Annotated in this window: 22 protein-coding genes; 12 read left to right on the top strand and 10 right to left on the bottom strand. The window is 61.1% G+C overall.

The genetic code is table 11. The features are described 5' to 3' along the window. Window positions 1-21: 21 nt before the first annotated feature. Entirely contained in the window at window positions 22-2,055 is a 2,034-nt protein-coding gene (betT, locus tag AC4IBF_RS16000) for a choline BCCT transporter BetT (protein WP_029741651.1), read from the top strand. Between the two features lie 111 nt (window positions 2,056-2,166). Here the strand turns inward: betT and entD are convergent, their stop codons facing one another. After that, window positions 2,167-2,823: an enterobactin synthase subunit EntD gene (entD, locus tag AC4IBF_RS15995; protein WP_133293962.1), complete on the bottom strand. Its 657-nt coding sequence runs from the start codon at window positions 2,821-2,823 to the stop codon at window positions 2,167-2,169. Window positions 2,824-2,937: 114 nt separating this feature from the next. Next, on the bottom strand, window positions 2,938-5,187 hold the full coding sequence (locus AC4IBF_RS15990) for a TonB-dependent siderophore receptor (RefSeq protein ID WP_115874453.1): 2,250 nt from the start codon (window positions 5,185-5,187) through the stop codon (window positions 2,938-2,940). 144 nt (window positions 5,188-5,331) lie between these two features. Here AC4IBF_RS15990 and fes point away from each other — a divergent pair, with 144 nt between their 5' ends. The 3 genes from fes to entF are packed head-to-tail and all read left to right on the top strand — an operon-like array spanning window position 5,332 to window position 10,608. Beyond that, window positions 5,332-6,531: an enterochelin esterase gene (gene fes / locus AC4IBF_RS15985; RefSeq protein WP_325848744.1), complete on the top strand. Its 1,200-nt coding sequence runs from the start codon at window positions 5,332-5,334 to the stop codon at window positions 6,529-6,531. Window positions 6,532-6,541: 10 nt separating this feature from the next. Beyond that, window positions 6,542-6,754 (top strand): MbtH family protein, encoded by a 213-nt coding sequence (locus AC4IBF_RS15980; RefSeq protein WP_274242300.1) that lies wholly within the window; start codon window positions 6,542-6,544, stop codon window positions 6,752-6,754. Next, on the top strand, window positions 6,751-10,608 hold the full coding sequence (gene entF / locus AC4IBF_RS15975; RefSeq protein WP_491462949.1) for an enterobactin non-ribosomal peptide synthetase EntF: 3,858 nt from the start codon (window positions 6,751-6,753) through the stop codon (window positions 10,606-10,608). The genes AC4IBF_RS15980 and entF overlap by 4 nt, the downstream gene beginning before the upstream one ends. 82 nt (window positions 10,609-10,690) lie before the next feature. Here the strand turns inward: entF and fepC are convergent, their stop codons facing one another. Genes fepC through fepD form a run of 3 tightly spaced genes read right to left on the bottom strand, consistent with a single transcriptional unit; the run spans window position 10,691 to window position 13,475 of the window. Further along, a complete protein-coding gene (gene fepC, locus AC4IBF_RS15970) occupies window positions 10,691-11,485 on the bottom strand; it encodes an iron-enterobactin ABC transporter ATP-binding protein (protein WP_143344809.1) in 795 nt (264 codons plus the stop codon). Further along, window positions 11,482-12,471 carry an iron-enterobactin ABC transporter permease gene (fepG, locus tag AC4IBF_RS15965; RefSeq protein ID WP_115876038.1) on the bottom strand — a complete coding sequence of 330 codons (990 nt, stop codon included), beginning with the start codon at window positions 12,469-12,471 and terminating at the stop codon, window positions 11,482-11,484. The genes fepC and fepG overlap by 4 nt, the downstream gene beginning before the upstream one ends. After that, window positions 12,471-13,475, bottom strand: coding sequence for a Fe(3+)-siderophore ABC transporter permease (fepD, locus tag AC4IBF_RS15960; RefSeq protein ID WP_133293968.1), 1,005 nt, complete (start codon window positions 13,473-13,475; stop codon window positions 12,471-12,473). The genes fepG and fepD overlap by 1 nt, the downstream gene beginning before the upstream one ends. A 108-nt stretch (window positions 13,476-13,583) precedes the next feature. Between fepD and entS the strand changes: the two genes are divergently transcribed. After that, window positions 13,584-14,831, top strand: a complete 1,248-nt coding sequence (gene entS, locus AC4IBF_RS15955; RefSeq protein WP_491462948.1) for an enterobactin transporter EntS — start codon at window positions 13,584-13,586, stop codon at window positions 14,829-14,831. A gap of 46 nt (window positions 14,832-14,877) precedes the next feature. On the opposite strand, the gene fepB is transcribed toward entS, so the two are convergent. Next, window positions 14,878-15,837, bottom strand: a complete 960-nt coding sequence (gene fepB, locus AC4IBF_RS15950; RefSeq protein ID WP_133293970.1) for a Fe2+-enterobactin ABC transporter substrate-binding protein — start codon at window positions 15,835-15,837, stop codon at window positions 14,878-14,880. 188 nt (window positions 15,838-16,025) lie between these two features. Here fepB and entC point away from each other — a divergent pair, with 188 nt between their 5' ends. The 7 genes from entC (at window position 16,026) to AC4IBF_RS15915 (ending at window position 23,368) form a co-directional block, all read left to right on the top strand. Continuing rightward, the gene (gene entC / locus AC4IBF_RS15945; protein WP_143344813.1) at window positions 16,026-17,201 is read left to right on the top strand and encodes an isochorismate synthase EntC; all 1,176 of its coding nucleotides are present in this window, start codon (window positions 16,026-16,028) and stop codon (window positions 17,199-17,201) included. Window positions 17,202-17,210: 9 nt separating this feature from the next. After that, window positions 17,211-18,821, top strand: coding sequence for a (2,3-dihydroxybenzoyl)adenylate synthase EntE (gene entE, locus AC4IBF_RS15940; protein WP_491462947.1), 1,611 nt, complete (start codon window positions 17,211-17,213; stop codon window positions 18,819-18,821). Window positions 18,822-18,831: 10 nt separating this feature from the next. After that, window positions 18,832-19,686, top strand: coding sequence for an isochorismatase (locus tag AC4IBF_RS15935; protein WP_133293972.1), 855 nt, complete (start codon window positions 18,832-18,834; stop codon window positions 19,684-19,686). Next, window positions 19,686-20,441 (top strand): 2,3-dihydro-2,3-dihydroxybenzoate dehydrogenase EntA, encoded by a 756-nt coding sequence (gene entA, locus AC4IBF_RS15930; protein ID WP_252092632.1) that lies wholly within the window; start codon window positions 19,686-19,688, stop codon window positions 20,439-20,441. Before AC4IBF_RS15935 ends, entA begins: the two co-directional genes overlap by 1 nt. After that, window positions 20,442-20,855 carry a proofreading thioesterase EntH gene (gene entH / locus AC4IBF_RS15925; RefSeq protein WP_491462946.1) on the top strand — a complete coding sequence of 138 codons (414 nt, stop codon included), beginning with the start codon at window positions 20,442-20,444 and terminating at the stop codon, window positions 20,853-20,855. A gap of 149 nt (window positions 20,856-21,004) precedes the next feature. Then, the gene (cstA, locus tag AC4IBF_RS15920) at window positions 21,005-23,110 is read left to right on the top strand and encodes a pyruvate/proton symporter CstA (protein ID WP_136195333.1); all 2,106 of its coding nucleotides are present in this window, start codon (window positions 21,005-21,007) and stop codon (window positions 23,108-23,110) included. A gap of 60 nt (window positions 23,111-23,170) precedes the next feature. Further along, a complete protein-coding gene (locus AC4IBF_RS15915) occupies window positions 23,171-23,368 on the top strand; it encodes a YbdD/YjiX family protein (protein ID WP_006809671.1) in 198 nt (65 codons plus the stop codon). Here AC4IBF_RS15915 and AC4IBF_RS15910 read toward each other — a convergent pair. The 4 genes from AC4IBF_RS15910 to AC4IBF_RS15895 form a co-directional block, all read right to left on the bottom strand. Continuing rightward, window positions 23,365-23,769: a helix-turn-helix domain-containing protein gene (locus AC4IBF_RS15910; protein ID WP_127729982.1), complete on the bottom strand. Its 405-nt coding sequence runs from the start codon at window positions 23,767-23,769 to the stop codon at window positions 23,365-23,367. The two genes, AC4IBF_RS15915 and AC4IBF_RS15910, sit on opposite strands and share 4 nt — an antisense overlap. After that, window positions 23,750-24,046 carry a type II toxin-antitoxin system RelE family toxin gene (locus AC4IBF_RS15905; protein ID WP_252092633.1) on the bottom strand — a complete coding sequence of 99 codons (297 nt, stop codon included), beginning with the start codon at window positions 24,044-24,046 and terminating at the stop codon, window positions 23,750-23,752. The genes AC4IBF_RS15910 and AC4IBF_RS15905 overlap by 20 nt, the downstream gene beginning before the upstream one ends. Before the next feature lie 183 nt (window positions 24,047-24,229). Next, complete coding sequence (locus AC4IBF_RS15900) at window positions 24,230-24,973, bottom strand: SDR family NAD(P)-dependent oxidoreductase (RefSeq protein ID WP_024906989.1); 744 nt, start codon at window positions 24,971-24,973, stop codon at window positions 24,230-24,232. A gap of 57 nt (window positions 24,974-25,030) precedes the next feature. Beyond that, window positions 25,031-26,119: an oxidoreductase gene (locus AC4IBF_RS15895; RefSeq protein ID WP_111964420.1), complete on the bottom strand. Its 1,089-nt coding sequence runs from the start codon at window positions 26,117-26,119 to the stop codon at window positions 25,031-25,033. Window positions 26,120-26,259 lie beyond the last annotated feature (140 nt).

Here is a 26,259-nt window from a genome sequence, read left to right as displayed (position 1 = left end):
CAAAAACAGTGAGGATACTGGATGACAGACCTTTCACAGGACAGAGAAAAAGACAAAATCAACCCGGTCGTTTTTTATACGTCCGCCGGGCTGATTTTGTTGTTTTCCCTGACAACGATCTTCTTTCGTGATTTTTCTGCCGAGTGGATTGGGCGCACCCTGAACTGGGTGTCGAAGACCTTCGGCTGGTACTACCTGCTGGCGGCGACGCTCTATATTGTCTTCGTGGTCTGCATTGCCTGCTCGCGCTTTGGTTCGGTAAAGCTCGGGCCTGAGCAGTCCAAGCCCGAGTTCAGCCTGCTGAGCTGGGCCGCAATGCTGTTTGCCGCGGGCATCGGCATCGACCTGATGTTCTTCTCCGTGGCGGAACCGGTCACGCAGTATATGCAGCCGCCGGAAGGGGCAGGGCAGACGATGGAGGCCGCGCGCCAGGCGATGGTCTGGACGCTGTTCCACTACGGACTGACGGGCTGGTCGATGTACGCCCTGATGGGCATGGCGCTCGGATACTTTAGCTATCGTTATAATTTACCCCTCACCATTCGCTCTGCGCTCTACCCGATCTTCGGTAAAAAGATTAACGGCCCGATTGGCCACAGCGTCGACATTGCGGCAGTGATCGGCACCATCTTCGGCATCGCGACAACGCTCGGGATCGGCGTGGTGCAGCTCAACTACGGGCTGAGCGTGCTGTTTGATATTCCGGACTCGATGGCGGCGAAAGCTGCGCTGATTGCGCTCTCCGTCATTATCGCCACTATTTCGGTGACGTCGGGCGTCGATAAGGGCATCCGCGTGCTCTCCGAGCTGAACGTGGCGCTGGCGCTGGGCCTGATCCTGTTCGTGCTGTTTATGGGTGATACCTCGTTCCTGCTCAATGCCTTAGTGCTGAACGTGGGAGACTACGTGAACCGCTTTATGGGCATGACGCTGAACAGCTTCGCCTTCGACCGCCCGGTAGAGTGGATGAACAACTGGACGCTGTTCTTCTGGGCGTGGTGGGTCGCGTGGTCGCCGTTTGTCGGCCTGTTCCTCGCGCGCATTTCGCGTGGCCGCACCATTCGTCAGTTCGTAATGGGCACGCTGATTATCCCGTTCACCTTTACCCTGCTGTGGCTGTCGATTTTCGGCAACAGCGCGCTGCACGAGATCATCCACGGCAATGCAACCTTCGCGCAGGAAGCGATGGCGCACCCGGAGCGCGGCTTCTACAGCCTGCTGGCGCAGTACCCGGCGTTTACCTTTAGCGCCTCCGTGGCGACCATCACCGGCCTGCTGTTTTACGTCACCTCGGCGGACTCCGGCGCGCTTGTGCTGGGCAACTTCACCTCGAAGCTCAAAGACATCAACAGCGACGCGCCGAACTGGCTGCGCATCTTCTGGTCCGTTGCCATCGGCCTGCTGACGCTCGGCATGCTGATGACCAACGGCATCTCGGCGCTGCAGAACACCACGGTGATCATGGGGCTGCCGTTCAGCTTCGTCATCTTCTTTGTCATGGCCGGGCTGTATAAATCGCTCAAGGTGGAAGACTACCGCCGCGTCAGCGCCAGCCGCGACACCGCGCCGCGTCCGATGGGGGCGCAGGACAGGCTGAGCTGGAAGAAACGCCTGTCGCGACTGATGAATTACCCGGGCACGCGCTACACCAAACAGATGATGGAGACCGTCTGCTTCCCTGCGATGGAAGAGGTGGCGCAGGAGCTGAAGCTGCGTGGCGCCTACGTGGAGCTCAAAAATCTGCCGCCGGAGGAGGGCGAGACCCTGGGGCACCTGGACCTGCTGGTGCACATGGGCGACGAGCAGAACTTTGTCTATCAGATCTGGCCGCAGCAGTACTCGGTGCCCGGTTTTACCTACCGGGCGCGCAGCGGGAAGTCGACCTACTACCGGCTGGAGACCTTCCTGCTGGAAGGAAGCCAGGGGAATGATTTGATGGACTACAGCAAGGAGCAGGTGATCACTGACATCCTGGATCAGTATGAACGGCACCTGAACTTTATCCATCTCCACAGGGAAGCGCCGGGTAATAGCGTGATGTTCCCGGATGTTTGAGCCTTGATCTGAAGAACGTATAAAGACATCGCCGCTGTCCTCATGCCGGGTGGCACTGCGCTTACCCGGCCTACAAACCGCTTTACTGTAGGCCTGATAAGCGTTGCGCCATCAGGCTTTTAGCAGTGTCCACACGCTCGTATCATTATTCTGCCAGATGAGGGGGAAGCATTTACCCTCAGGATAGTCTCCAGCCGGGTGCGAAAGCGCCAGCGTGATTGTTTTTTCCGTTAACTCTGTGACTCTCGCCCACTCAAACCCCATAAAAGTCTTCACCTGCGGAAAGAACGCCTTAAACAAACTTTCTTTGGCGCTAAAAGTGAGCGTCAGCGCCAGCGCAAAAGGGTAGCCCGAGTGCGTCAGGCACATCGCTTCCTGTGCATCAATGATACCGTCCTGGATTTCGCGGGCTTCACGGTCTGGAAGAATGGCTTCGCAATCAATACCCACAAGCGCATCTGGATGACTGACGACAACCGCCATCGCCTGCGTGCCGCTGTGGGTGATGCTCCCTGAGACGCCTTCCGGCCAGAGGGGTTCACCGCTGGGGCCGATACCGGGAATTACGCGTTCATTTATCGCACTGAGGGCATGCGCGGCGGCAGTGCGGCCTGCCAGATGCTCGGCTTTTCGTTTGCGTCCGGCGTTTGAAAGCTCTGCGTGATGGGGGAGCCAGAGAAGATCGGCGTCGGTGAAGGTAGTTGGGTCGAAGGTGACGTGGTGGACGGTGTGGCCGGCGAGAATGAACGTGGTGTGGGTTGTGCGCATGTTTTCCCCTCTATCAAAAAATAGTGCGGCCTGATGCCCTCAACCCGGCCCTCTCCCACGGGGAGAGGGAGCAAACACTAAAAACGGCAACTGGGTTGCCGTTTTGTTTTTACCTTAGAAACGCGTATTTACGCTCATGTACCAGGTTCGACCCGGTTCATTATACGTGTAGGCCCCCGCACCGTACATATACGCGCCGGTGGTGGCGTTCCCGGTCGTCTGGGCATTCCCCGCACGCCACTGGCGCTTGTCGAAGACGTTATCCACGCCACCGGTCAGGCTGACGTTTTTCGTCATGTCCCAGGTTGCGCTCAGACCAACGATGCTGTACGGACTGACTTCGTCTTTCTCAGACCCTGTCACAGGCTGACCTTTGTAGTTGTACTTCTTCGGCTGCTGCTTGCCGTACCAGGTAAAGGTCGACTGGAGCGACACGTCCTGATGCACCTGCCAGCTCAGGGTCGAGTTCAGCGTGTACTCTGGAATAATCGACAGACGATCGCCGGTCTCCTTGTTCTTGCTCTGCAGCATGTATGTAATATTGTTGGTCCAGTTAATGGTGTCGCTGACCGGTACGTTCAGGGAGCCTTCCAGGCCCTCGACCACCGCCTTCGGTACGTTTTCCCACTGGTAGATATCCGTCTTCACTTTACCGGACGAGGTGTGACCGATCGGCGCGTAGCCCGCTTCGATCTTGTCGCGGTAGTCGTTACGGAACCAGGTCACGCCCGCCAGCCAGCCGTCGCGTTTCCACTCCAGGCCAATCTCTTTGTTGATGCTGGTTTCGGCCTTCAGGTCGTCGTTACCCATCATGTAGCAGCCCACGCCGTCGGAGCTGGCGTAGCAGCCCTGACCTTTGCTGTAGAGCAGGTAGTTCGGGTTGGTCTGGTACAGGCTCGGCGCTTTGTAGGCGCGGGCGATCCCCATCTTCAGCGTGAAGTCATCCCCCAGACCCTGCGACAGGTTAAGTGACGGGCTCCAGTTGTTGCCGACGATGGTGTGATGGTCGAAGCGCAGGGCAGGGGTCAGCATGGTGCTGTCGGTCAGCTCCATGTTGTTCTCGGCGAACAGCGAGAAAATCTCTGCCGAGGTGTACGGGCTGCGGTCGTTGCTCATGCCCGGAATGATGCCGCCCTGCTGGGTTTGCGTGAAGGAGGTGGAGTCCTTCATACGCTGCTGGTTCCACTCGGTGCCCAGCGTCAGGTTCTGGTTAACGAGGAAATCAATCGGCAGGTTGATTTCGCTGTGCAGCATCACGTCGGCCAGATCGGTGTCGGTGAATTTATTACTGTTGAACAGGCCTTCCAGACCGCCCGCCAGCCCTTCGCCCAGACGGGAGTTGCGGGTGTGCTCGTACTGTGCCCAGTTGCTGGTCGTGATGCCGTTATCCCAGCCGCCGTTCCAGGTCACCGCGAAGTTCTGGCGATAGATACGGTTGGTCTCTTTGCCGTAGTTCTTCTTCACCAGGCCGCTGGAGCTGTTGTCGTTGTTGGTGTTCTGGGTATCACCGGCGTAGAGGTTATTCTGACGGCTGTAGCCCGCCTCAAATTCCAGAGACTGCATCGGCGCAAAGTCCCAGCGCACCACGCCGTTGATGTCTTTATTTTCCACCCCTTCACGGCCCGCGGGCAGCGTGTCGGCGTAGGCACCTGTACGATCTGACTGATGGCCCTGGTTGATGTCCCACGCGTCGGCCTGGGTTTTGTCCAGGTTACCGAACATGCGGAAGCTGAAGTCGCCGCCCAGCGGGCCGCTCAGGCTGAAGTTGGTGCGTTTGGTGGAACCTTCATCCTTGTGCTCAGGCGCATTCAGGTAGGTATTCCAGGAGCCGTGCCACTGGTCATCGAATTTTTTGGTGATGATGTTCACCACGCCGCCTGCCGCGCCGTTGCCATAGCGCGCGGCGGCCGGACCGCGGATCACTTCGATGCGCTCGATCATCTCCGGCGGCACCCAGCCGGTATCGCCGCGCGTATCACGCTCGCCGCGCCAGCCCAGACGGATGGAGTTACGGCTGGTCACCGGCTTGCCGTCGATCAGGATCAGGGTGTTTTCTGGCCCCATGCCGCGGATATCAATCTGACGGTTATTCCCGCGCTGGCCGCTGGTGGAGTTACCGGTCAGGTTAACGCCCGGCATGGTGCGGATGATTTCCGCCACGTCCCGCGCGGGCGGGTTTTTACGTATCTCATCGGCGGTGATGGTCGATACCCCCGGCGCCTGCAGATTCTGCTCGGCGGCGGTGATCACCATCGTGTCTTCGTGCTGCGCAGAGGCGGTGTTGTCGTCTGCCAGAGCGGGCAGCGCGACGCCGTAAATCCCTAAATTGACCAGCAAGGCCAGAGAGTGAATCTTCTTATTCATTGTACGTCCTGCTTTTGTGGTTGTTTTATGAGCGCTTCCCACAGCGCGGGCACTACGCTATTGCAAATGCAAATAGTTATCAATAATATTATCAATAAAATTTGCTCTGAAACAAAAAAGACTGTTAAACATGAGGTTATAAGGGTGACGGCGTTAACAACGGGAAGTGAGGCGTGGTGGCAGTCGAAAAACGGGCCTGAATGGAAGCCGGAAAAGGGAAACTATCGCGTCACGTTCTGGTGGCGTGACCCGGCAGGAACGCAAACAACGTCACCGATCAAACGCGTCTGGCTCTACGTCACCGGCGTGACCGATCATCACCAAAATGCCCGTCCGCAGTCCCTCAAACGCATTCCCGATACCGACGTCTGGCAGTGGCAGGGTGAGTTCAGCCCCGAGTGGCGCGGAAGCTACTGCTTTATCCCCTCTGTGAATGAAAACGATTTTGCCAGCGTCGTGTTTGAAGGCGAGCAGCCGGACCGCATGGCGCTGCGCGAGGGCTGGAGCAGGCTGCTGCCGCACGCGGTTGCAGACCCGCTGAATCCGCAGAGCTGGCGCGGCGGGCGCGGCCATGCCGTCTCCGCGCTGGAGATGCCGGACGCGCCGGTTCAGCCGGGCTGGAATCATCCCGATACGCCGTATCAACCTCCGATTTGCATTGAGTGGGAAAGCGCGCGCCTGAAAAATCGCCGCCGCGTCTGGATTTTCACCACCGGGGACGACAACCTGGAACGTCCGCTGGCGGTGCTGCTCGACGGGCAGTTCTGGGCCGAAAGCATGCCGGTCTGGCCTGCGCTGGCGTCTCTCACCGCCGAGCGCAAATTACCGCCTGCGGTCTACGTCTTAATCGATGTTATCGACATGCAGCATCGCAACCGCGAGCTGCCGTGCAATCCCGATTTCTGGCTGGCGGTGCAGGAAGAACTTCTCCCCCTTGTCCAAAAACGCGCGCCGTTCAGCGACCGCGCCGACCGTACGGTGGTCGCAGGGCAAAGCTTTGGCGGGCTCGCGTCTCTTTATGCAGGCCTCAACTGGCCGCAGCGTTTTGGCTGCGTGCTCAGCCAGTCCGGCTCCTACTGGTGGCCGCACCGCGGCGGGCAGCAGGAAGGGCTATTAATCGAACAACTTAAAGCCGGTGAAATAACCCCTCGCGGGCTACGCATCATTCTTGAAGCCGGGCGCAACGAGCCGCTCATCTTCCGCGCGAATCAGGCGATTTACGCCGCGATGCAGACGCACCAACCGGTTATCTGGCGTCAGGTTGACGGCGGACATGACGCGCTTTGCTGGCGCGGTGGGCTGACGCAGGGACTGATGACCCTCTGGCAGCCGCTTATTCACTAACGGAGTCTGTATGGAATTCAGCAATCCTTTCGATAATCCGCAGGGACAGTTCGCCATTTTGCAAAATGACCAGGGGCAGTACAGCCTGTGGCCGCAGCAGTGCGAACTGCCGGCAGGGTGGCGCGTGGTGTGCGAAGCACAGTCTCAGGAGGCGTGCCAGCAGTGGCTGGCGGAACACTGGCAAACGCTTGAGCCGTCTCACTTTTCGGGGGAGAACGCATGAACCGTCTTCCTCTCGTCGCTGCCCAGCCGGGTATCTGGATGGCGGAACAGCTGTCCACGCTGCCAAACGCCTGGAGCGTGGCGCACTACACCGAGCTGAAAGGCGATATTGATGCGCCACTGCTGGCAAAAGCCATTGCCGCAGGCATGATGCAGGCCGATACCCTGCGCATGCGCTTTGCGGAAGAAAACGGTGAGGTGTGGCAGTGGGTGGATGACACCTTCATTCTGCCGGAACCGCCCGTTGTTCGCGTTGATTCCCACGCCGCCGCCGTGGCGCTCATGGAATCCGATCTTAACCAGAACCTGCGCGTCGACAGCGGCCAGCCGCTGGCGTTTCACCAGCTGATTCAGGTCGGTGAAAACCACTGGTACTGGTATCAGCGCTATCATCATCTGGTAGTGGATGGCTTCAGCTTCCCGGCCATTACCCGCCAGATCGCCGCAATTTATGCCGCGTGGAAAAAGGGCGAACCCACGCCGGAATCCCCGTTTACCCCATTTGCAGAGGTGGTGGACGAGTACCAGCGCTATCGCGACAGCGAGGCGTACCGGCGCGACGGCGCGTTCTGGGCCGAGCAGCGCAAACAGCTGCCTTCGCCGGTCTCGCTCTCTTCCGCGCCGCTGCCGGGCCGCGCCGCCACGACCGATATTCTTCGCCTGAAGGTTGACGCCGACGGTCGCGCCTTTAGCCAGTTTGCGCAGTCGGCAGTGCAGACGCAGCGTACTGAACTGGCGCTTGCGCTGGTGGCGCTGTGGCTGGGCCGTCTTACCGGACGCCTGGACTACGCTGCCGGGTTTATCTTTATGCGCCGCATGGGGTCTGCCGCGCTGACCGCGACCGGCCCAGTGCTTAACGTCCTGCCGCTGGCGGTTAATATCAATGCGCAGGAGAGCCTGCCCGCGCTGGCGCTGCGCCTGGCGAACCAGCTGAAAAAAATGCGCCGCCACCAGCGCTACGACGCCGAGCAGATCGTGCGAGACAGCGGGAAAGCGGCGGGCGATGAAGCGCTGTTTGGTCCCGTGCTGAACGTTAAGGTGTTTGATTATCAGCTTGATATCGACGGCGTGGAGGCCATCACCCACACGCTGGCGACCGGACCGGTGAACGATCTGGAGCTGGCGTTGTTCCCGGACGAGCAGGGCGGATTAAGCATTGAGATCCTCGCCAATAAGCAGCGTTACGATGAAGCGACGCTGAAGCGTCACGTCGCTCGCCTGAACGCGATGCTGATTCAGTTTGCGGCCAACCCGGACCTGCGCTGTGGTGAAGTGGAAACCGTTTCTGAACAGGAATACGCGCAGCTTGCGCGCATCAACGATACCGGACTGGCGCTGCCGTCCACTACGCTCGCGGATCTGGTGGCGGAACAAGCGAGCAAAACGCCGGACGCCCCGGCGCTGGCGGATGCGCATATTGAGCTGAACTATAGCCAGATGCGCGAGCAGGTCGTCGCGCTGGCAAGCCAGTTGCGCGAGCGCGGCGTGAAGCCGGGCGACAGCGTGGCGGTGGCCCTGCCGCGCTCGGTGTTCCTGACGTTAGCATTACACGGCATTGTGGAGGCGGGCGCCGCGTGGCTGCCGCTCGACACCGGCTACCCGGACGATCGCCTGCGGATGATGCTCGAGGACGCGAAGCCGTCGCTGCTCGTTACCACTGACGAACAGCTTCCGCGCTTTAGCGATCTCTCCGTCGAGACGTTTAGTTACAACACGCTATTACCGACCGCGGGTGCTGAGCCGCTGCGGCTGGCGAAGCCGGAGCAGACGGCGTATATCATCTTTACCTCCGGTTCGACCGGGCGTCCGAAAGGGGTCATGGTCGGCCATACCGCTATCGTCAACCGCCTGAAGTGGATGCAGGATCGCTACCCTCTGAACGCGAGCGACGTGGTGGCGCAGAAAACGCCGTGCAGCTTTGACGTGTCGGTGTGGGAGTTCTGGTGGCCGTTTATCGCCGGGGCGAAGCTGGTGATGGCCGAGCCGGACGCGCACCGCGATCCGCAGGCGATGCAGAGCTTCTTCGCCCACTACGGCGTGACCACCACCCACTTCGTGCCGTCGATGCTGGCGGCGTTTGTTGCCTCACTGACGCCGGAAAACGTCGACTGCTGCAAAACGCTTAAGCAGGTGTTCTGTAGCGGCGAAGCGCTGCCGACGGAACTGTGCCGCGAGTGGGAACAGCTGACCCACGTGCCGCTGCACAACCTCTATGGCCCGACGGAAGCGGCGGTAGACGTCAGCTGGTATCCGGCGTATGGCCCTGAGCTGGCGGCAGTTGCAGGCAACAGCGTGCCGATCGGCTTCCCGGTGTGGAACACGGGCCTGCGCATTCTAGATGCCATGATGCGCCCGGTGCCGTTCGGCGTGGCGGGCGATCTCTACCTCACCGGCATTCAGCTGGCGCAGGGATATCTGGGCCGTCCGGACCTCACCGCCAGCCGCTTTATTGCTGACCCGTTCGCTCCCGGCGAGCGCATGTACCGCACCGGCGACGTTGCCCGCTGGCTGGACAACGGCGCGGTGGAATATCTCGGCCGCAGCGACGATCAGCTAAAAATTCGCGGTCAGCGCATTGAGCTGGGCGAAATCGACCGGGCGATGCTGTCGCTGCCGGACGTGGCCCAGGCCGTGGCGCACGCCTGCGTCTTCAACCAGGCGGCTGCAACGGGTGGCGATGCCCGTCAGCTGGTGGGGTACGTGGTTTCTGGATCCGGTTTACCGCTGGATCGTGACGCGCTGCTGGAATCACTCAAAGCCCAGTTGCCGCCGCATATGGTGCCGGTTGTGCTGCTGCAAATCAGCGCGCTGCCGCTGAGCGCCAACGGCAAGCTTGACCGCAAGGCGCTGCCACTGCCGGAACTGACCCGCAATACCTCCGGGCGGGCGCCGGAAAGCGAAACCGAAATCGCCGTCGCGCGGGCTTTTACCGCGCTGCTGGGCTGCGAGATCAATGACATCGGGGCGGATTTCTTTGCCCTCGGCGGCCACTCGCTGCTGGCCATGCGTCTGGCGGCGCAGCTTAGCCGCACGTTCAACCGCAAGGTGACGCCGGGGCAAATTATGGTCGCCTCCACGGTGAGCAAGCTTAGCGCGCTGTTGGATTCGGCGATGAGCGACGAGCAGGCGCAGCGTCTGGGGTTTGAAACGCTTCTGCCGCTGCGTGAGAGCGACGGCCCTACGCTGTTCTGCTTCCATCCGGCGTCCGGCTTCGCCTGGCAGTTTAGCGTCCTGGCGCGCTATCTCAGCCCGCGCTGGTCAATCGTCGGCATTCAGTCGCCGCGCCCGGACGGCCCGATGCAGCAGTGCGCGGATCTCAATGGGGTGATCGAACATCATGTGAACACGTTGCGTAAGCAGCAGCCGCAGGGGCCGTATTACCTGTTCGGTTATTCCCTCGGCGGCACGCTGGCGCAGGGTATTGCAGCTCGTCTGCGCGAGCAGGGTGAAGAGGTGTCGTTCCTCGGCCTGCTGGATACCTGGCCGCCGGAAACCCAGAACTGGGCGGAAAAAGAGGCTAACGGTCTCGACCCGGCGGTGCTGGCGGAGATCGAGCGCGAGCGTCAGGCGTTTATCGCCGCCCAGCAGGGACAGGGCTCCAGCGAGCTGTTTAACGCCATCGAGGGCAACTACGCCGATGCGGTGCGGCTGCTCACCACGGCGCACAGCGCGCGCTTTAACGGCAAAGCGACGCTGTTTGTCGCCGAGCGCACGCGCACGATGGATCCGCAGGCCGCATGGGCGCCGTGGGTGGCGGAACTTGAGGTGAACAGCCAGGACTGCGCCCACGTGGATATCATTTCACCGCAGGCGTTTGAAAAGATTGGGCCGGTGTTGAAGGAAATTTTAGGATAGTGCAAATGCCCGGTGGCGCTGCGCTTACCGGGCCTACGGGAGCTAAATGTAGGCCGGGTAAGGCGTAGCCGCCACTCGGCAATTACCGCCGACCTAACGGCACCACCAGCGGCGTACCCGCCACCGGATCGTCGATTATCATGCAGCGCATGCCGTAGATCCGCTCTATAAGCTCCGGCGTGACAATCTCTTTCGGCGCACCCTGGGCCACAATCTCACCGTCCCGCAAGGCAATCAGGTGCGTGGCGTAGCGGCATGCCTGGTTTAAATCGTGCAGTACCGCCGCCAGGGTGTACCCCTGCGTGCGGTTCAGCTCGCTCAGCAGCTCCAGCAGGTCAATCTGATGGCTGATGTCCAGCCACGTTGTCGGCTCGTCCAGCAGCATGATCGACGTCTCCTGCGCCAGCACCATCGCAATCCACGCCCGCTGACGCTGGCCGCCGGAGAGGGTGTCCACGCTCTGCCGGGCGAGATCGGCGATCCCCGTCGCCTGCATCGCGCGGTTCACCGCCTCGTCGTCCTCTTTACGCCAGCGGGTAAACAGCGGCTGGTGCGGGTAGCGCCCGCGCGAGACCAGCTCCTGCACCGTGATGTCCCCCGGCGTGGTGGCGTTTTGGGCCAGCAGCCCGATGCGGCGTGCCACCTCTTTGCTGGCGAAGCGCTGGATCTGCTCCCCGTCGAGGAATACGCTGCCCTCCACCGGCGTCATCAGTCGGCTCAGCGTGCGCAGCAGGGTCGATTTGCCGCAGCCGTTCGGGCCGATAATCGCGGTGAAGTGGCCGTCCGGAATGGCAACGGTTAAGTCTCGGGCAATGATTTTTTTGCCGTAGCCGAGGGTGAGATGTTCGCCGCGCAAGCGAGTGGTTGTATCTGTCATTTCTTGCGTGACTCCTGAACGAGCAAGACGATGAGGTAAATCCCGCCGAGGCTGACGGTCACTACGCCCACCGGCAGCTGATAAGGCATAAACAGCTGCTGGGCACAGAGATCGGCGGCCAGCAGCAGCAGCGCGCCGCACAGCGCCGCCTGGGTTAATCCCCAGCGCGCCGTCCCGCTAAGACGTCGCGCGATATGCGGTGCCACGAGGGCGATAAACGAGATTGGCCCGGCGATCGCCGTAGAGGCTGCGGTCAGCAGTACGGCGACCAGCATCAGCATCAGGCGCGAGCGCTCGACGCTCACGCCCAGCGCGCAGGCGCTGTCGTCGCCCATTTCCAGCAGCCGCATGCGGCGAACCAGCAGCAGCGCGCCGATAAACATCAGCACAATCAGCGGCGCGGCGGGCCAGGTTTTGCCCCACGTCAGGCCGTTAAGGGAACCTGCGTACCACAGCCCGGCGGAAAGCGCCGTTTCCAGCGAGGCCTGCAGCAGCAGCCAGGTATTGAAGGCCATCAGCATCGCACGTACGCCGATACCGATAATGATCAGCCGGAAGGTGTCGATGCCGTTGCGCCAGGCCAATAGCCAGATAACCAGCGACGTCAGAATGCCGCCCGCCATTGCCGTAAAGGTAATGGCCGTCAGGTGCTGACCGAACAGCACCATCGCTACCAGCACGCCGCTCCAGGCCCCGGTGTTGAGTCCCATCACGTCCGGGCTACCGAGCGGGTTGCGCATCAGCGACTGGAATATCGCACCGCTGACGCCGAGCGCCGCACCTACGAGAATCGCCATCGCCACGCGCGGCAGGCGCCATTCGGTGACAACCATGGTGATATTGCGCGGCGCGCTGCCGAGCAGGGCGTTAAGCATCTGAGAAAAATCGAGCGTCACCGCGCCGCTGCGCAGGCTCCAGACCGCCAGCAGCAGAATGAGGATACTTAGCAGCGAGACGCTGGTGAGTAAACGACGGGACGGGGCCATCATGCGCCACCTCCGCGTCTACGTCGTACCAGGAAGATCAGCACCGGCGCGCCGATAAAGGCGCTGACCACCGAGACGCGCAGCTCGCCCGGCACCAGCAGGCGACCCAGCACGTCGGCAAACAGCAACAGCGCAGGAGTAGCCAGCAGCGTGACCGGCAGCGACCAGCGGTGATCCGTCCCCACCAGCCAGCGCGACATGTGCGGCATCATCAGGCCGATAAAGGCAATCGGGCCGACCACGGCGGTCGCGCTGCCGCACAGGACGGTGATGGCCAGCAGGCCAATCAGCTGCGTGCGCGCGACGCGGTTGCCTAGAGCGGTAGCGGTGTCGCTGCCGAGGCTCAGGCTGTTCAGCGCCCGGCTTAAAAACAGCGCCACGGCGGCAGCAATAATGACCGGGAACGCCACCACTTTCAGGGTTTCAATGGTGCGGATATCCAGCGAGCCGGCCTGCCAGAAGCGCAGCTGATCGTAGACGTCCGGGTTGAGCAGGGCGATGCCGTTAGATAAGCCTTCCAGCACCGCCGCGAGCGCCACGCCCGCCAGCGTCAGGCGTACCGGACTCAGCTGGCCGCCGCCCTGGCTGCCGGTAAACGCCACTAGCAGCGAGGCGGCCAGCGCGCCGCAGAAAGCCATCGCCAGCTGTTCAGAGGGAGAAGTAAACCCAAACAGCGCCGCTCCGAGCACGATGGCAAAGCTGGCGCCAGAGTTAACGCCTAGAATGCCGGGGTCCGCCAGCGGATTGCGGGTGAGGGTTTGCATCAGGGCACCGGCAAGGCCGAGTGCGCCACCGGCCAGCAGCCCGGCAAGGGTGCGGGGCAGGCGAGCGTCGAGCACGATAGTGCAGTCAGCGCTTTGGCAGGTGCCAGTGAGCGCATCAACGATGACGGACGCGGGAAGCGGCTTCGCGCCGACCAGCAGGCTGAGTGCAGTCGCAAGGATCAACAGCAGCAATAAAACGGGCACGGCAATCGCGCGCACCGAAGAAGAGGAAAACGACATAGCAACATCCATGATTTGATAATGATAGTGATTATCGTTATCTATCTTATTTGGCTATGTTAGCATGTGCGCCCATGGAATGGGTAGAATTACACTCAAGGCTTTGTCATGAATCAAAAATCCTGGCTGCTTAACCTCAGCCTGCTCAAAACGCACCCGGCCTATCGCGCCGTGTTTATCGCTCGCTTTATCTCCATTTTATCCCTCGGCCTGCTCGGCGTGGCCGTGCCGGTCCAGATCCAGACCATGACGCACTCCAGCTGGCTGGTGGGGTTATCGGTTACCTTAACCGGCGGGGCGATGTTTATCGGCCTGATGGTTGGCGGCGTGCTGGCGGACCGCTACGAGCGCAAGAAGCTGATCCTGCTGGCGCGCGGCACCTGCGGCGTGGGCTTTATCGGGCTGTGTCTGAACGCCATGCTGCCTGAGCCGTCGCTGATCGCCATTTATGCCCTGGGGCTGTGGGACGGCTTTTTCGCCTCGCTGGGCGTGACGGCGCTGCTGGCGGCCACGCCCGCGCTGGTCGGGCGAGAAAATCTGATGCAGGCGGGGGCGATCACCATGCTCACCGTGCGCCTCGGCTCGGTGATTTCACCGATGGTGGGCGGCCTGCTGCTGGCGACCGGCAACGTGGCGTGGAACTACGGGCTGGCGGCGGCAGGGACCTTTATCACCACGCTGACGCTGCTGTGCCTGCCGCGGCTGCCGCCTCCGCCGCAGCCGCGCGAGCATCCCCTGAAATCGCTGATGGCCGCGATTCGTTTCCTGTTCAGCAACCCGCTGATTGGCGGCATTGCGCTGCTCGGCGGCCTGCTGACCATGGCGAGCGCCGTGCGCGTGCTGTATCCGGCATTAGCGGGAGAGTGGCAGATGAGCGCCTCGGAGATTGGCATTCTCTACGCGGCCATTCCGCTCGGCGCGGCGTGCGGGGCGCTGACCAGCGGCAACCTGGCGCAGAGCGCGCGTCCGGGGCTGATTATGCTGCTTGCCACTCTGGCGTCGTTTATCGCCATCGGCTTCTTTAGCCTGATGCCGGCGTGGGCGCTCGGGGTGTTGTGCCTGGTGATTTTCGGCTGGCTGAGCGCCATCAGTTCGCTGCTGCAGTACACCCTGATCCAGACCCAGACGCCGGAAGGGATGCTCGGGCGCATCAACGGCCTGTGGACGGCGCAGAACGTCACGGGCGATGCGATTGGCGCGGCGATCCTCGGCGGGCTGGGGGCGATAATGACCCCGGCGGCGTCGGCGAGCAGCAGCGGGTTTGCGTTAGCGATGGTTGGCGTGATTTTGTTAGTGGCGTTGGTGAAATTGCGGCGGTTCAGGCAGGAGGTTGTGTTGAACGACGGTGTGGCCTGATGCCCTCACCCCGGCCCTCTCCCACAGGGAGAGGGTGGGAAAATGCCTACTTAAACAACGTATTCAATCTGTCTAACACCAGCATCGCGCTGTAATAATCCAGGCGGAACGTCTCGGTTCCCAATGCCCAAACCCGTTTGTTTTTCACCGACGGCAGATGCGCCAGCAGCGGGTTGGCGTAAATCGCATCCACATCTTTCTGGTCGCCGGCAAACACGAACAGCCCTTCGCCGTTCAGTCCCGTTGCCAGGTTTTCACCGCCCAGCTGGATAATATCGTGCCGCTTGCCCTGGCTTGTTGAGGTCTGCAAACCGGCGGGCAGGTCCGCCAGCGTAAAGCCCAGCTGTTGCAGCAGCTTGCCCTGCGCCGATTCTGCGGTCCACAGGTTGGCGCTGTGCGCGGCGGCGGTGTAGACGATGGCGTTCACCGGCTCCGGCGGCAGCTTCATCTGCTGTTTCACCTGCGCGAGCTGTTTATCAAACGCGGCAATGCGCTCTTCGGCCTGTTTTTCCAGCCCGGTGATGGTGCCCAGTTGCGTCAGCAGTGCCTGCCAGCTCTTGTCGTCGTAGTTGATGATAAGCGTCGGCGCGATGGCGGAGAGCTGATCGTACAGCGCCAGCGCGGAATCACCGCCGGTGGCGCTGATCAAAATCAGATCCGGCATTTGTGCGGCGACCGCTTCGGCGCTCGGTTCGCCAATATACATCCGCGCAACCTGACGCTGTTTCGCAATATCGCCCCACTGGCGCAAAAAGCCCTGCGCATCGGCCACGCGGTTGTTCGGCGTGGTCGCGCCGCTGGCGACGACCGGGGCGTCAATCGCCAGCAGGGAGCCGGTTAAGGTCACGCTGGTAGAGACAATGCGCGTCGGTTTGCTCTCTAGCGTGTGAACGCCGCGGCTGTCAGTCACCTGACGCGGCCAGTCGGCGGCAGCGGCTGAGGTAAGTCCTAAAACAAAAAGTGCCAATAAAAGCAGGGGATTACGGAAAATGGCAGGGAATTTCACAACGCGGGATCCTGTTTTTGTTGAGGATAATGCTTCTCATTTTCATGGCTGCAGCATCTGGATGCAAGCTTTTGTCGCACAAGTTATTTGCCCGACGGTTGACAGCGGAGCGATGTGGGATTAGGTTAGCCGACGAAAATATAAATGATAATCATTATTGCTTCTTTTATCATTTTAAGGAGGATGATATGGATACGTCCCTGGCTGAGGAAGTTCAGCACGCCGCAACCACGCTGGAATCAGACCGTTTTTTCTTTATGTCGCCTTACCGCAGCTTTACTACGTCCGGCTGCTTTGCCCGCTTCAGTGAACCCGCAGTTGGCGGTGACGATCCGGCGGGTCGCTTCCAGCAAAAATTAGCCCAGGCCTTCCTGAATGCGAAAGCCAGCGGTATCGCTCATCCGGTGATGGTAGGGGCTATCCCGTTCGATACCCGCAAGCCGTCCTCTCTGTTTATTCCCCAACGCTGGCAGACCTTTTCCCGTCCGGCACGTCAGCAGTCTGCACGTTATTTTTCCGGCTCGCAGGCGCTGAAGGTGGAACAACGCACCGAGATCCCGCCGCAGCCCGTTTTCGAAGAGATGGTGGCTCGCGCCGCGTCGCTCACCGCCACACCGCAGGTGAACAAGGTGGTGCTGTCGCGCCTGATTGATATCGCGACCGACAAAAACATGGATAGCGGCGCCCTGATGGAGCGCCTGATCGCCCAGAACCCGGCGAGCTTCAACTTCCACGTGCCGCTGGAAGACGGCGGCGTGCTCCTCGGCGCCAGCCCTGAACTGCTGCTGCGCAAAGAGGGCGCGCACTTTAGTTCGCTGCCGCTGGCAGGCTCGGCGCGTCGTCAGCCCGATGATGTATTAGATCGCGAAGCGGGCAATAAGCTGCTGGCCTCTGAAAAGGATCGGCACGAGCACGACCTCGTGACCCAGGCGATGAAGGCTATTCTGGCACCGCGCAGCCACCATCTCAGCATGCCAGATTCTCCTCAGTTGATTACCACGCCCACGCTGTGGCATCTGGCGACGCCGGTAGAAGGCGAGGCGCGTGAAAACGAAAACGCCCTGACCCTGGCCTGCCTGCTGCACCCGACCCCGGCGCTGAGCGGCTTCCCGCATCAGGCGGCAAAAGAGCTGATTGCCGAGCTAGAGCCGTTCGACCGCGAGCTGTTCGGCGGCATCGTCGGCTGGTGCGACAGCGAAGGCAACGGCGAGTGGGTGGTGACCATCCGCTGCGCGCGTCTGCATAAAAATACCGTTCGCCTGTTTGCCGGCGCGGGCATTGTGCCTGCCTCCTCGCCGGTGGGCGAGTGGCGCGAGACGGGCGTGAAGCTCTCCACCATGCTCAACGTATTTGGTTTGCACTAAGGAAGACTCATGACCATTCCCTTTACCCGCTGGCCTGAGGCATTTGCCCGCCGCTACCGTGAAAAAGGCTACTGGCAGGATCTGCCGTTGACCCACATCCTGACGGATCGCGCGGACAGCGATGCCGTGGCGATAATTGACGGCGAGCGGCACATCACCTACCGTGCGTTTAATCAGGCGGTGAACAACCTGGCCTCAGCCCTTCAGGGGCGTGGGCTGCATCGCGGCGAGACCGCGCTGGTGCAGCTTGGCAACGTGGCCGAGTTCTACATCACCTTCTTCGCGCTGCTGCAAATCGGCGTCGCGCCGGTCAACGCGCTCTTTAGCCACCAGCGCAGCGAGCTGAACGCCTACGCGGCGCAGATCAAACCCGCCGTGCTGATCGCCGATCGCGACCATGCGCTGTTTGCGGGCGATGACTTCCTCAACGCTTTCGTGGATGAACACCGTTCGGTACGCGTCGTGCTCCTGCGCGGCGATAAGGGTGAACATGCCCTGGAAGCGGCGATGGCCCGTCCGGCCGACAACTTCATCCCGAACCCGACGCCCGCCGACGAAGTGGCCTTCTTCCAGCTCTCCGGCGGCAGCACCGGCACGCCGAAGCTGATCCCGCGGACGCACAACGACTACGACTACAGCATCCGCCGCAGCAACGAGATCTGCGGCATTACCGCCGAAACCCGTTACCTGAATGCGCTCCCCGCCGCGCATAACTACGCCATGAGCTCGCCGGGATCGCTGGGCGTCTTCACCGCGGGCGGCTGCGTGGTGCTGGCGAACGATCCGAGCGCCACGCTCTGCTTCCCGCTGATCGAACGGCATCAGATTAACGTCACCTCGCTGGTGCCCCCGGCGGTCAGCCTCTGGCTGCAGGCGATTGCCGACGGCGCGGGCAGCGCGCAGCTCAACTCTCTGAAGCTGCTGCAGGTGGGCGGCGCGCGCCTCTCCGCCACGCTCGCGGCGCGCATTCCGGCGGAAATCGGCTGCCAGCTTCAGCAGGTGTTCGGCATGGCGGAAGGGCTGGTGAACTACACCGCGCTCGACGACGCGCCGGAACGCATCATCAACACCCAGGGCCGCCCGATGTGCCCGGACGACGAAGTGTGGGTGGCCGACGAGCACGGCAACCCGCTGCCGCGCGGGGAAGTCGGACGCCTGATGACGCGGGGGCCGTATACCTTCCGCGGTTATTTCAACAGCCCGGAACACAATGCCAGCGCCTTTGACGCCGACGGCTTTTATTGCTCCGGGGATCTGATCGCCATCGACGAGCAGGGCTATATCACCGTGCAGGGTCGAGAGAAAGATCAGATCAACCGCGGCGGGGAGAAGATCGCCGCCGAAGAGATCGAGAACCTGCTGCTGCGCCATGAGTCGGTGATCCACGCCGCGCTGGTGAGCATGGAGGACAGCTTGCTGGGCGAGAAGAGCTGCGCGTATCTGGTGGTGAAACAGCCCCTGCGCGCGGTCGAGGTGCGTCGCTTCCTGCGCGAGCAGGGCGTTGCCGAATTCAAGCTGCCGGACCGCGTGGAGAGCGTGGATGCGCTCCCGCTGACGCCGGTCGGCAAAGTCGATAAGAAACAGTTGCGCCTGTGGCTTGCTGAACGCGCCCGGGGCTGAGGAACAGAGTATGGCCATTCCAAAATTAACCGCTTACGCGCTGCCAACCGCCGCAGAGTTGCCGACCAACAAGGTGAACTGGGCGTTTGAGCCCGAGCGCGCGGCGCTGCTGATCCACGATATGCAGGAGTATTTCCTGAACTTCTGGGGCGAAAATAGCGCGATGATGCAGCAGGTAGTAGCGAACATCGCTAAACTGCGCGCATACTGCAAAGAACACAATATCCCGGTTTACTACACCGCGCAGCCAAAAGAGCAAAGCGATGAAGACCGCGCCCTGCTGAACGACATGTGGGGGCCTGGCCTGACCCGCTCGCCGGAGCAGCAGCGCATCGTCGCTGAGCTGACCCCGGACGAAGCGGACACGGTGCTGGTGAAGTGGCGCTACAGCGCGTTTCACCGCTCGCCGCTGGAGCAGATGCTGAAAGAGACGGGCCGCAACCAGCTGCTAATTACCGGCGTGTACGCTCACATCGGCTGCATGACCACCGCCACCGACGCCTTTATGCGCGACATTAAGCCGTTCTTTATTGCCGACGCGCTGGCAGATTTCACCCGTGACGAGCACCTGATGTCCCTGAACTACGTGGCCGGGCGTTCTGGCCGCGTGGTGATGACCGACGAGCTGCTGCCGTCCGTTCCGGCCTCGAAAGCCGCGCTGCGCGAGCTGATCCTTCCGCTGCTGGACGAGTCCGACGAGCCGATGGATGACGAAAACCTGATCGACTACGGCCTGGATTCAGTGCGCATGATGGCGCTGGCGGCCCGCTGGCGCAAAGTGCACGGCGATATCGACTTCGTGATGCTGGCAAAAAATCCCACTCTCGACGCCTGGTGGGCGCTGCTTTCCCGCGAGGTGAAGTAATGGCGGGATTCGATTTTACCGGCAAAACCGTCTGGGTGACGGGCGCGGGGAAGGGGATTGGCTACGCGACCGCACTGGCGTTTGCCGAAGCAGGCGCACAGGTGACCGGGTTCGATCTTGCCTTCCCGCAGGATGACTATCCGTTTGCCACCGAAACGCTGGACGTGGCGGATGCCGCACAGGTACATGAGGTGTGCGGGCGCGCGCTGGCTTCGCTCGAACGGCTGGACGTGCTGGTCAACGCCGCGGGCATTCTGCGCATGGGGGCGACGGACCAGCTCTCGCAGGATGACTGGCAGCATACCTTCGCGGTCAACGTCGGCGGCGCGTTCAACCTTTTCCAGCAGACGATGGGCCAGTTTCGCCGCCAGCAGGGCGGGGCGATGGTCACCGTGGCGTCCGACGCGGCGCACGCGCCGCGCATCGGCATGAGCGCCTACGGCGCATCGAAAGCGGCGCTGAAAAGCCTGGCCCTGACCGTCGGGCTGGAGCTGGCGGGCAGCGGCGTGCGCTGCAATCTGGTGTCGCCGGGCTCAACGGACACCGATATGCAGCGCACCCTGTGGAAAAGCGACGATGCGGAACAGCAGCGCATCCGCGGCTTCGGCGAGCAGTTTAAGCTCGGCATTCCGCTGGGCAAAATTGCCCGCCCGCAGGAGATAGCTGCGACCGTGCTGTTCCTTGCCTCCGATGCCGCCAGCCACATCACCCTGCAGGATATCGTGGTGGACGGCGGCTCCACGCTGGGGGCATAAATGATCTGGAAACGTCATTTATCGCTTGCAGAACTGAACGCCACCAGCGTGAATACCCTGGTGGCGAACCTGGGCATCATCTATACCCGCCTCGGGGATGACACGCTGGAAGCGGAGATGCCGGTAGATGCGCGAACCCATCAGCCGTTTGGCCTGCTTCACGGCGGTGCCTCGGCGGCGCTGGCGGAAACGCTCGGCTCAATGGCCGGATTTCTGATGACCCGCGACGGGCAGAGCGTGGTGGGAACGGAGCTGAACGCCACGCATCATCGGGCAGTTTCCCACGGTAAGGTTCGCGGCGTGTGTCAGCCGCTGCATCTTGGGCGTTCGAGCCAGAGCTGGGAGATTGTGGTCTTCGACGAGCAGGGGCGGCGGTGCTGCACCTGCCGGTTAAGTACGATGGTGCTGGGCTAACCCAGGCAGATCAAAGTGATCGGCTTAACACTGTGGTGTAAATCTCTGGTTTGACCACGCATTATTGCGTTTCAAAGTTGTTAAATTTTTCCGGTTGTTCTAGAAACAAAATGTAACATCTCACTGTTTCACAACAACGGACAACAACTATGAACAACTCAGGGAAATACCTTACATGGGCAGGGCTCTCCGTTGTGGGAGCCTTTGCCCTGGGCTATATCGCCCTCAACCGAGGGGAGCAGATCAACGCGCTCTGGATCGTCGTCGCCTCGGTCTGCGTTTACCTGATCGCCTATCGTTTTTATGGCCGCTATATCGCGAAGAACGTCCTGGGCGTTGACGCAACGCGCATGACGCCTGCCGTTCGCCATAACGACGGTCTGGACTACGTGCCGACCGATAAGAAAGTGCTGTTCGGTCACCATTTTGCGGCGATTGCCGGGGCAGGCCCGCTGGTGGGGCCGGTGCTGGCGGCGCAAATGGGCTACCTGCCGGGGATGATCTGGATCCTGGCGGGCGTGGTGCTGGCAGGCGCGGTGCAGGACTTTATGGTGCTGTTCGTCTCTACCCGCCGCGACGGACGTTCGCTGGGTGAGCTGGTGAAAGAGGAGATGGGGGCCACTGCCGGGGTGATTGCGCTGGTGGCGACCTTTATGATCATGGTGATCATCCTCGCGGTGCTGGCGATGATCGTGGTGAAAGCGCTGACCCACAGCCCCTGGGGAACGTATACCGTTGCCTTCACCATTCCGCTGGCGCTGTTTATGGGGATCTATATCCGCTACCTGCGTCCGGGCCGGATTGGTGAAGTGTCGGTGATTGGCCTGGTGTTTCTGGTGTTCGCCATTATCTCCGGCGGCTGGGTGGCGGAAAGCCCGACCTGGGCGCCGTTCTTCGACTTTACCGGCGTACAGCTGACCTGGATGCTGGTGGGCTACGGCTTTGTGGCGGCCGTGCTCCCGGTGTGGCTGCTGCTGGCTCCGCGTGACTATCTCTCAACGTTCCTGAAAATCGGTACTATCGTCGGGCTGGCGATCGGCATTCTGATTATGCGTCCGACCCTGACCATGCCGGCATTAACCAAATTCATCGACGGTACCGGCCCGGTCTGGACCGGCAATCTCTTCCCGTTCCTGTTTATCACCATCGCCTGCGGTGCGGTGTCGGGCTTCCACGCGCTGATTGCCTCCGGTACCACGCCGAAGATGCTGGCGAATGAAAATCAGGCCTGCCTGATCGGCTACGGCGGTATGCTGATGGAGTCCTTCGTGGCCATTATGGCGCTGGTCTCCGCCTGCATTATCGACCCGGGCGTGTATTTCGCGATGAACAGCCCGATGGCGGTCCTGGCCCCGGCCGGCACCGTTGACGTGGTAGCGTCTGCCGCGCAGGTGGTGAGCGGCTGGGGCTTTGCGATTACCCCTGATACGTTGACGAGCATCGCCAGCGAAGTGGGCGAGCAGTCGATTATCTCCCGTGCAGGCGGCGCGCCGACGCTGGCGGTCGGCATGGCGTATATTCTTCACGGCGCGCTGGGCGGGCTGATGGACGTGTCGTTCTGGTATCACTTCGCCATCCTGTTTGAAGCGCTGTTTATCCTGACGGCGGTGGATGCGGGAACCCGTGCGGCGCGCTTTATGCTGCAGGATCTGCTGGGCGTCATCTCCCCGAACCTGAAGCGGACCGATTCGCTCCCGGCTAACCTGCTGGCGACGGCGCTGTGCGTGCTGGCGTGGGGGTATTTCCTGCATCAGGGCGTGGTCGATCCGCTGGGCGGGATTAACACCCTGTGGCCGCTGTTCGGTATCGCCAACCAGATGCTGGCGGGTATGGCGCTGATGCTCTGCGCGGTGGTGCTGTTCAAGATGAAGCGCCAGCGTTACGCCTGGGTGGCGCTGGTGCCAACCGCGTGGCTGCTTATCTGTACCCTGACGGCGGGCTGGCAGAAAGCCTTCAGCCCGGATAATAAGGTGGGCTTCCTGGCGATTGCCAACAAGTTCCAGGCGATGATCGACAGCGGCAAGATCCCGGCACAGTACACCGAATCGCAGCTGTCGCAGCTGGTGTTTAACAACCGTCTGGACGCCGGGCTAACCATCTTCTTTATGGTGGTGGTCGTGGTGCTGGCGTTGTATTCTCTCAGGACCGCGCTGGCTGCGTTGAAAAACGATAAGCCAACGGCGAAAGAGACGCCGTACGAGCCAATGCCTGAAAACCTGGAAGAGATTGTGACCCAGGCCAAAGGGGCGCATTAACCCGTGTGCCGGGTGGCGGCTTCGCCTTACCCGGCCTACATTCCCTGTGAGATCAGAACTATGTTCGACACCCTTTCCAAAGCCGGTAAGTACCTGGGCCAGGCCGCCAAAATGATGATTGGCGTGCCGGACTACGACAACTACGTCGAGCATATGCGCGTCAACCATCCGGACCAGACGCCCATGACCTACGAAGAATTTTTCCGTGACCGCCAGGACGCCCGCTACGGCGGCAAGGGCGGGGCGAAGTGCTGTTAACCCTCTTTCGGTAAATAGAGGCTGATCTGTTCCTGCTTACAGCCGTAGATCGCCGCCAGCTTTTCACGGGTGCGCTTTTGCGGACGGGAGTCCAGCGCTTCCAGCTGTGACACGGCGGACTGGCTGATGCCCAGTTTCTCCGCCACCTCCTGCTGGGATAGCCCGCGCAGGATACGCCACGCGGCCTGCAGGCTGACGTTCTCGTTATGCATGACGTCGCATACTTCACCAGGTAATCCTACGTCATCATAACAATCGTGTTCGACTTCAATATCCTCTAGATCATCATCGGTTTCGTCGTCAATTTCTGCCATCTGTAAGCACATACGAAAGTATTCATCATAGGGAATAACGACGTACTGCGCTTTTCCGTCATCGTCCTTAATTAGCTGAACAGCCATAGGGGGCTTTCTCCTCGTGAAGGTAGGTCGTTGATGTTCTGCGCTTGACGGCCAAAACATAACAATGGTTATCGGGATCGTCCCGAAGTGTAATCAGAGTGCGGTAATCGCCAACGCGTAGCCGAAAATGATTTTCTGTTGCCGATATTTTTTTGATATCGGGCCGGGGAGCTGAGCGATCGTCCAGCTCAGCAAGTTTTGCTTTGATTCTTCGCTGATATCGGCCATCGATTTTGGAAAACTCTTTCTTTGCATTCTTTGACCAGACAATCTTCATCCGTACCTCCACTGTACGCCCACACAAAATATAAGGAAATAATAAGACTATTAGATAAATTCCGAATTTCTTATGGGGTACTGTAGAGCGGAGAAAAAATACAGGTAAGAGGCAAAACGCAAACCGTCGAGGCGGCTCGAGAAGGCCTCTGCCGGGCAGCAGAGGCTTGCAGAAAAGGTGCGATCAGGCGTTCAACCCGCCGTCCACATCCAGGCCGGTACCGGAGATCTGCCCGGCGGCTGGGCTGGCAAGAAACGTGACCGCCGCCGCGATGTCTTCCGGCTGGCCGTAGTGGCCGACGGCGATCATCTGGCGCTGGGCCTCCGCCTGTTCGCCGTCTTCCGGATTCATATCGCTGTTGGTGGGGCCGGGGTGGACAAGGTTAACGGTAATACCGCGCGGCCCCAGATCGCGCGCCAGGCCGCGGGTGAGGGAGTTTAGGGCAGACTTGGTCATCGAGTAAACGGCAATACCCGGCATCGCCACGCGGTTAGCCAGACAGCTGCCGATGTTGATAATGCGCCCGCCGTCAGACATGTGCACCAGCGCTTCCTGAATGGCGATCACCACGCCGCGAATGTTGACGTTGATGAGCGCGTCAATGTCCGCCAGGGTCATGGACTCCAGCGGGCCGCCGCGCGCGATACCCGCGTTGTTGACCAGAATGTCCAGCCCGCCAAGGGAACGTGCCGCATGGGTGACGGCATCCTGAATCGCCTGCGCGCTGGCGCTGTCGGCCTGCACGGCTTCGCTGTGTCGTCCCAGCGCCTTAATCTCATCGGCGACCGCCTGGGCTTTATCGGCAGATTTTTCATACGTAATAATCACATCCGCACCGGCGCGCGCCAGCGACAGTGCAATAGCCCGACCCAACCCGCGGCTGGCACCGGTAACCAGCGCCTTTTTACCTGTTAAATCGATCTGCATGATGACCTCGTTACGAGAGTGGTAAGAATCATCATTAGGTATAGACGGTCAGGGAGATTAACGGCTGAAGTATTCCACCTTCTCAAACGCCGCGCGCAGAACGTCGGGCGTTAACGTCACCGGCAGATAATGAATTGACTCCACCGGACGCAGGGTGTGGGCAATCACCTTATCCAGCTCCTCTCGGCTGTTAATATCGACCTCCAGCGCGCGAAGCGTGGTCGGCAGGTTAAAACGCCGATACGCCGAGACCAGCTGTGCCAGCACGTCGTCCTGGCCGAGCAGGGCGCTCTGCACCAGAATGCCGTAGGCCACCTTGGTGCCGTGGAGGTATTTTTCCGTCTGCGGCAGCACGGTCAAACCGTTGTGCACCGCATGCGCCGCCGCCACGCGGGTATAGCGTTCGCCCAGACCGCCGACCATCCCGCCGCCTGCAATAATCGCATCCACCACGTCCCGGAACGCCTGCGTCTGTTCACCGCGCTGCTGGTCAGCCAGGGCTTCCTCACTGTGCTCCAGCAGCACGTCGCGGATAGCCAGCGCGCCGTTGATGCCCAGCCGCACGGTCAGCGGCAGCTTTTCAGGCTGCGGGGCGAGCACTACCGCTTCGTACCACTTCGCCAGCGTATCGCCGATGCCCGCCAGCAGATACTCCGCGGGTGCGTTAAGGACGATCTGCGGCTCCACCAGCACCAGGAAGTTGGCGTCGTCGAAGATCTCAAAATGCAGCGCCTGACCGGCATCGTTGTACCAGACCGAGAGCGGGGTCCACGCCGCGCAGGTGGCGGCAATAGTGGGGATGCCCACGAACGGCACTCCTAAGCGGCGCGCCACGGCCTTGACGGCATCGAGCACCGCGCCGCCGCCAACGCCAATCACCACGCTGGCGTCGCTGCCGGATTCATTCACCAGATGGGTGACGTCGCGCTCGCTGCAGTGGCCTTTAAACAGCAGGTGTTTCGCCCCCGGCGCATTAAAGCTCTCCGGCAGGAAAGGGCGCGCGCCTTCGATCGCGCGCTCGCCGTAGATCCACACCGCGCGGGAAAGCTGTTCAGGGGTAAAGAAGTCATTCAGATGCGCAAGGCTTCCGGAATGAGAGAAGTAATTCGCCGGGCCAGGCACGACGCGGATATCGGTGTTGCTCATGATGGTGTCCTTTTTGGGAAGCGCTAACCCGATGTTATGTCTGGACATCCGGATGGCTAATAATATTTCGCTTTAACTTATGCCTTTTCCGTCGTTGTCAGTCAACCGGAGCTGTGAAAAATTCGATAAATCAGAAGAGT

The organism is Enterobacter sp. Taxon_8 (genome assembly GCF_058354585.1).
The sequence above is the reverse complement of the archived record's forward strand: the minus strand, read 5'-3'. Positions and strand labels throughout refer to the sequence as shown.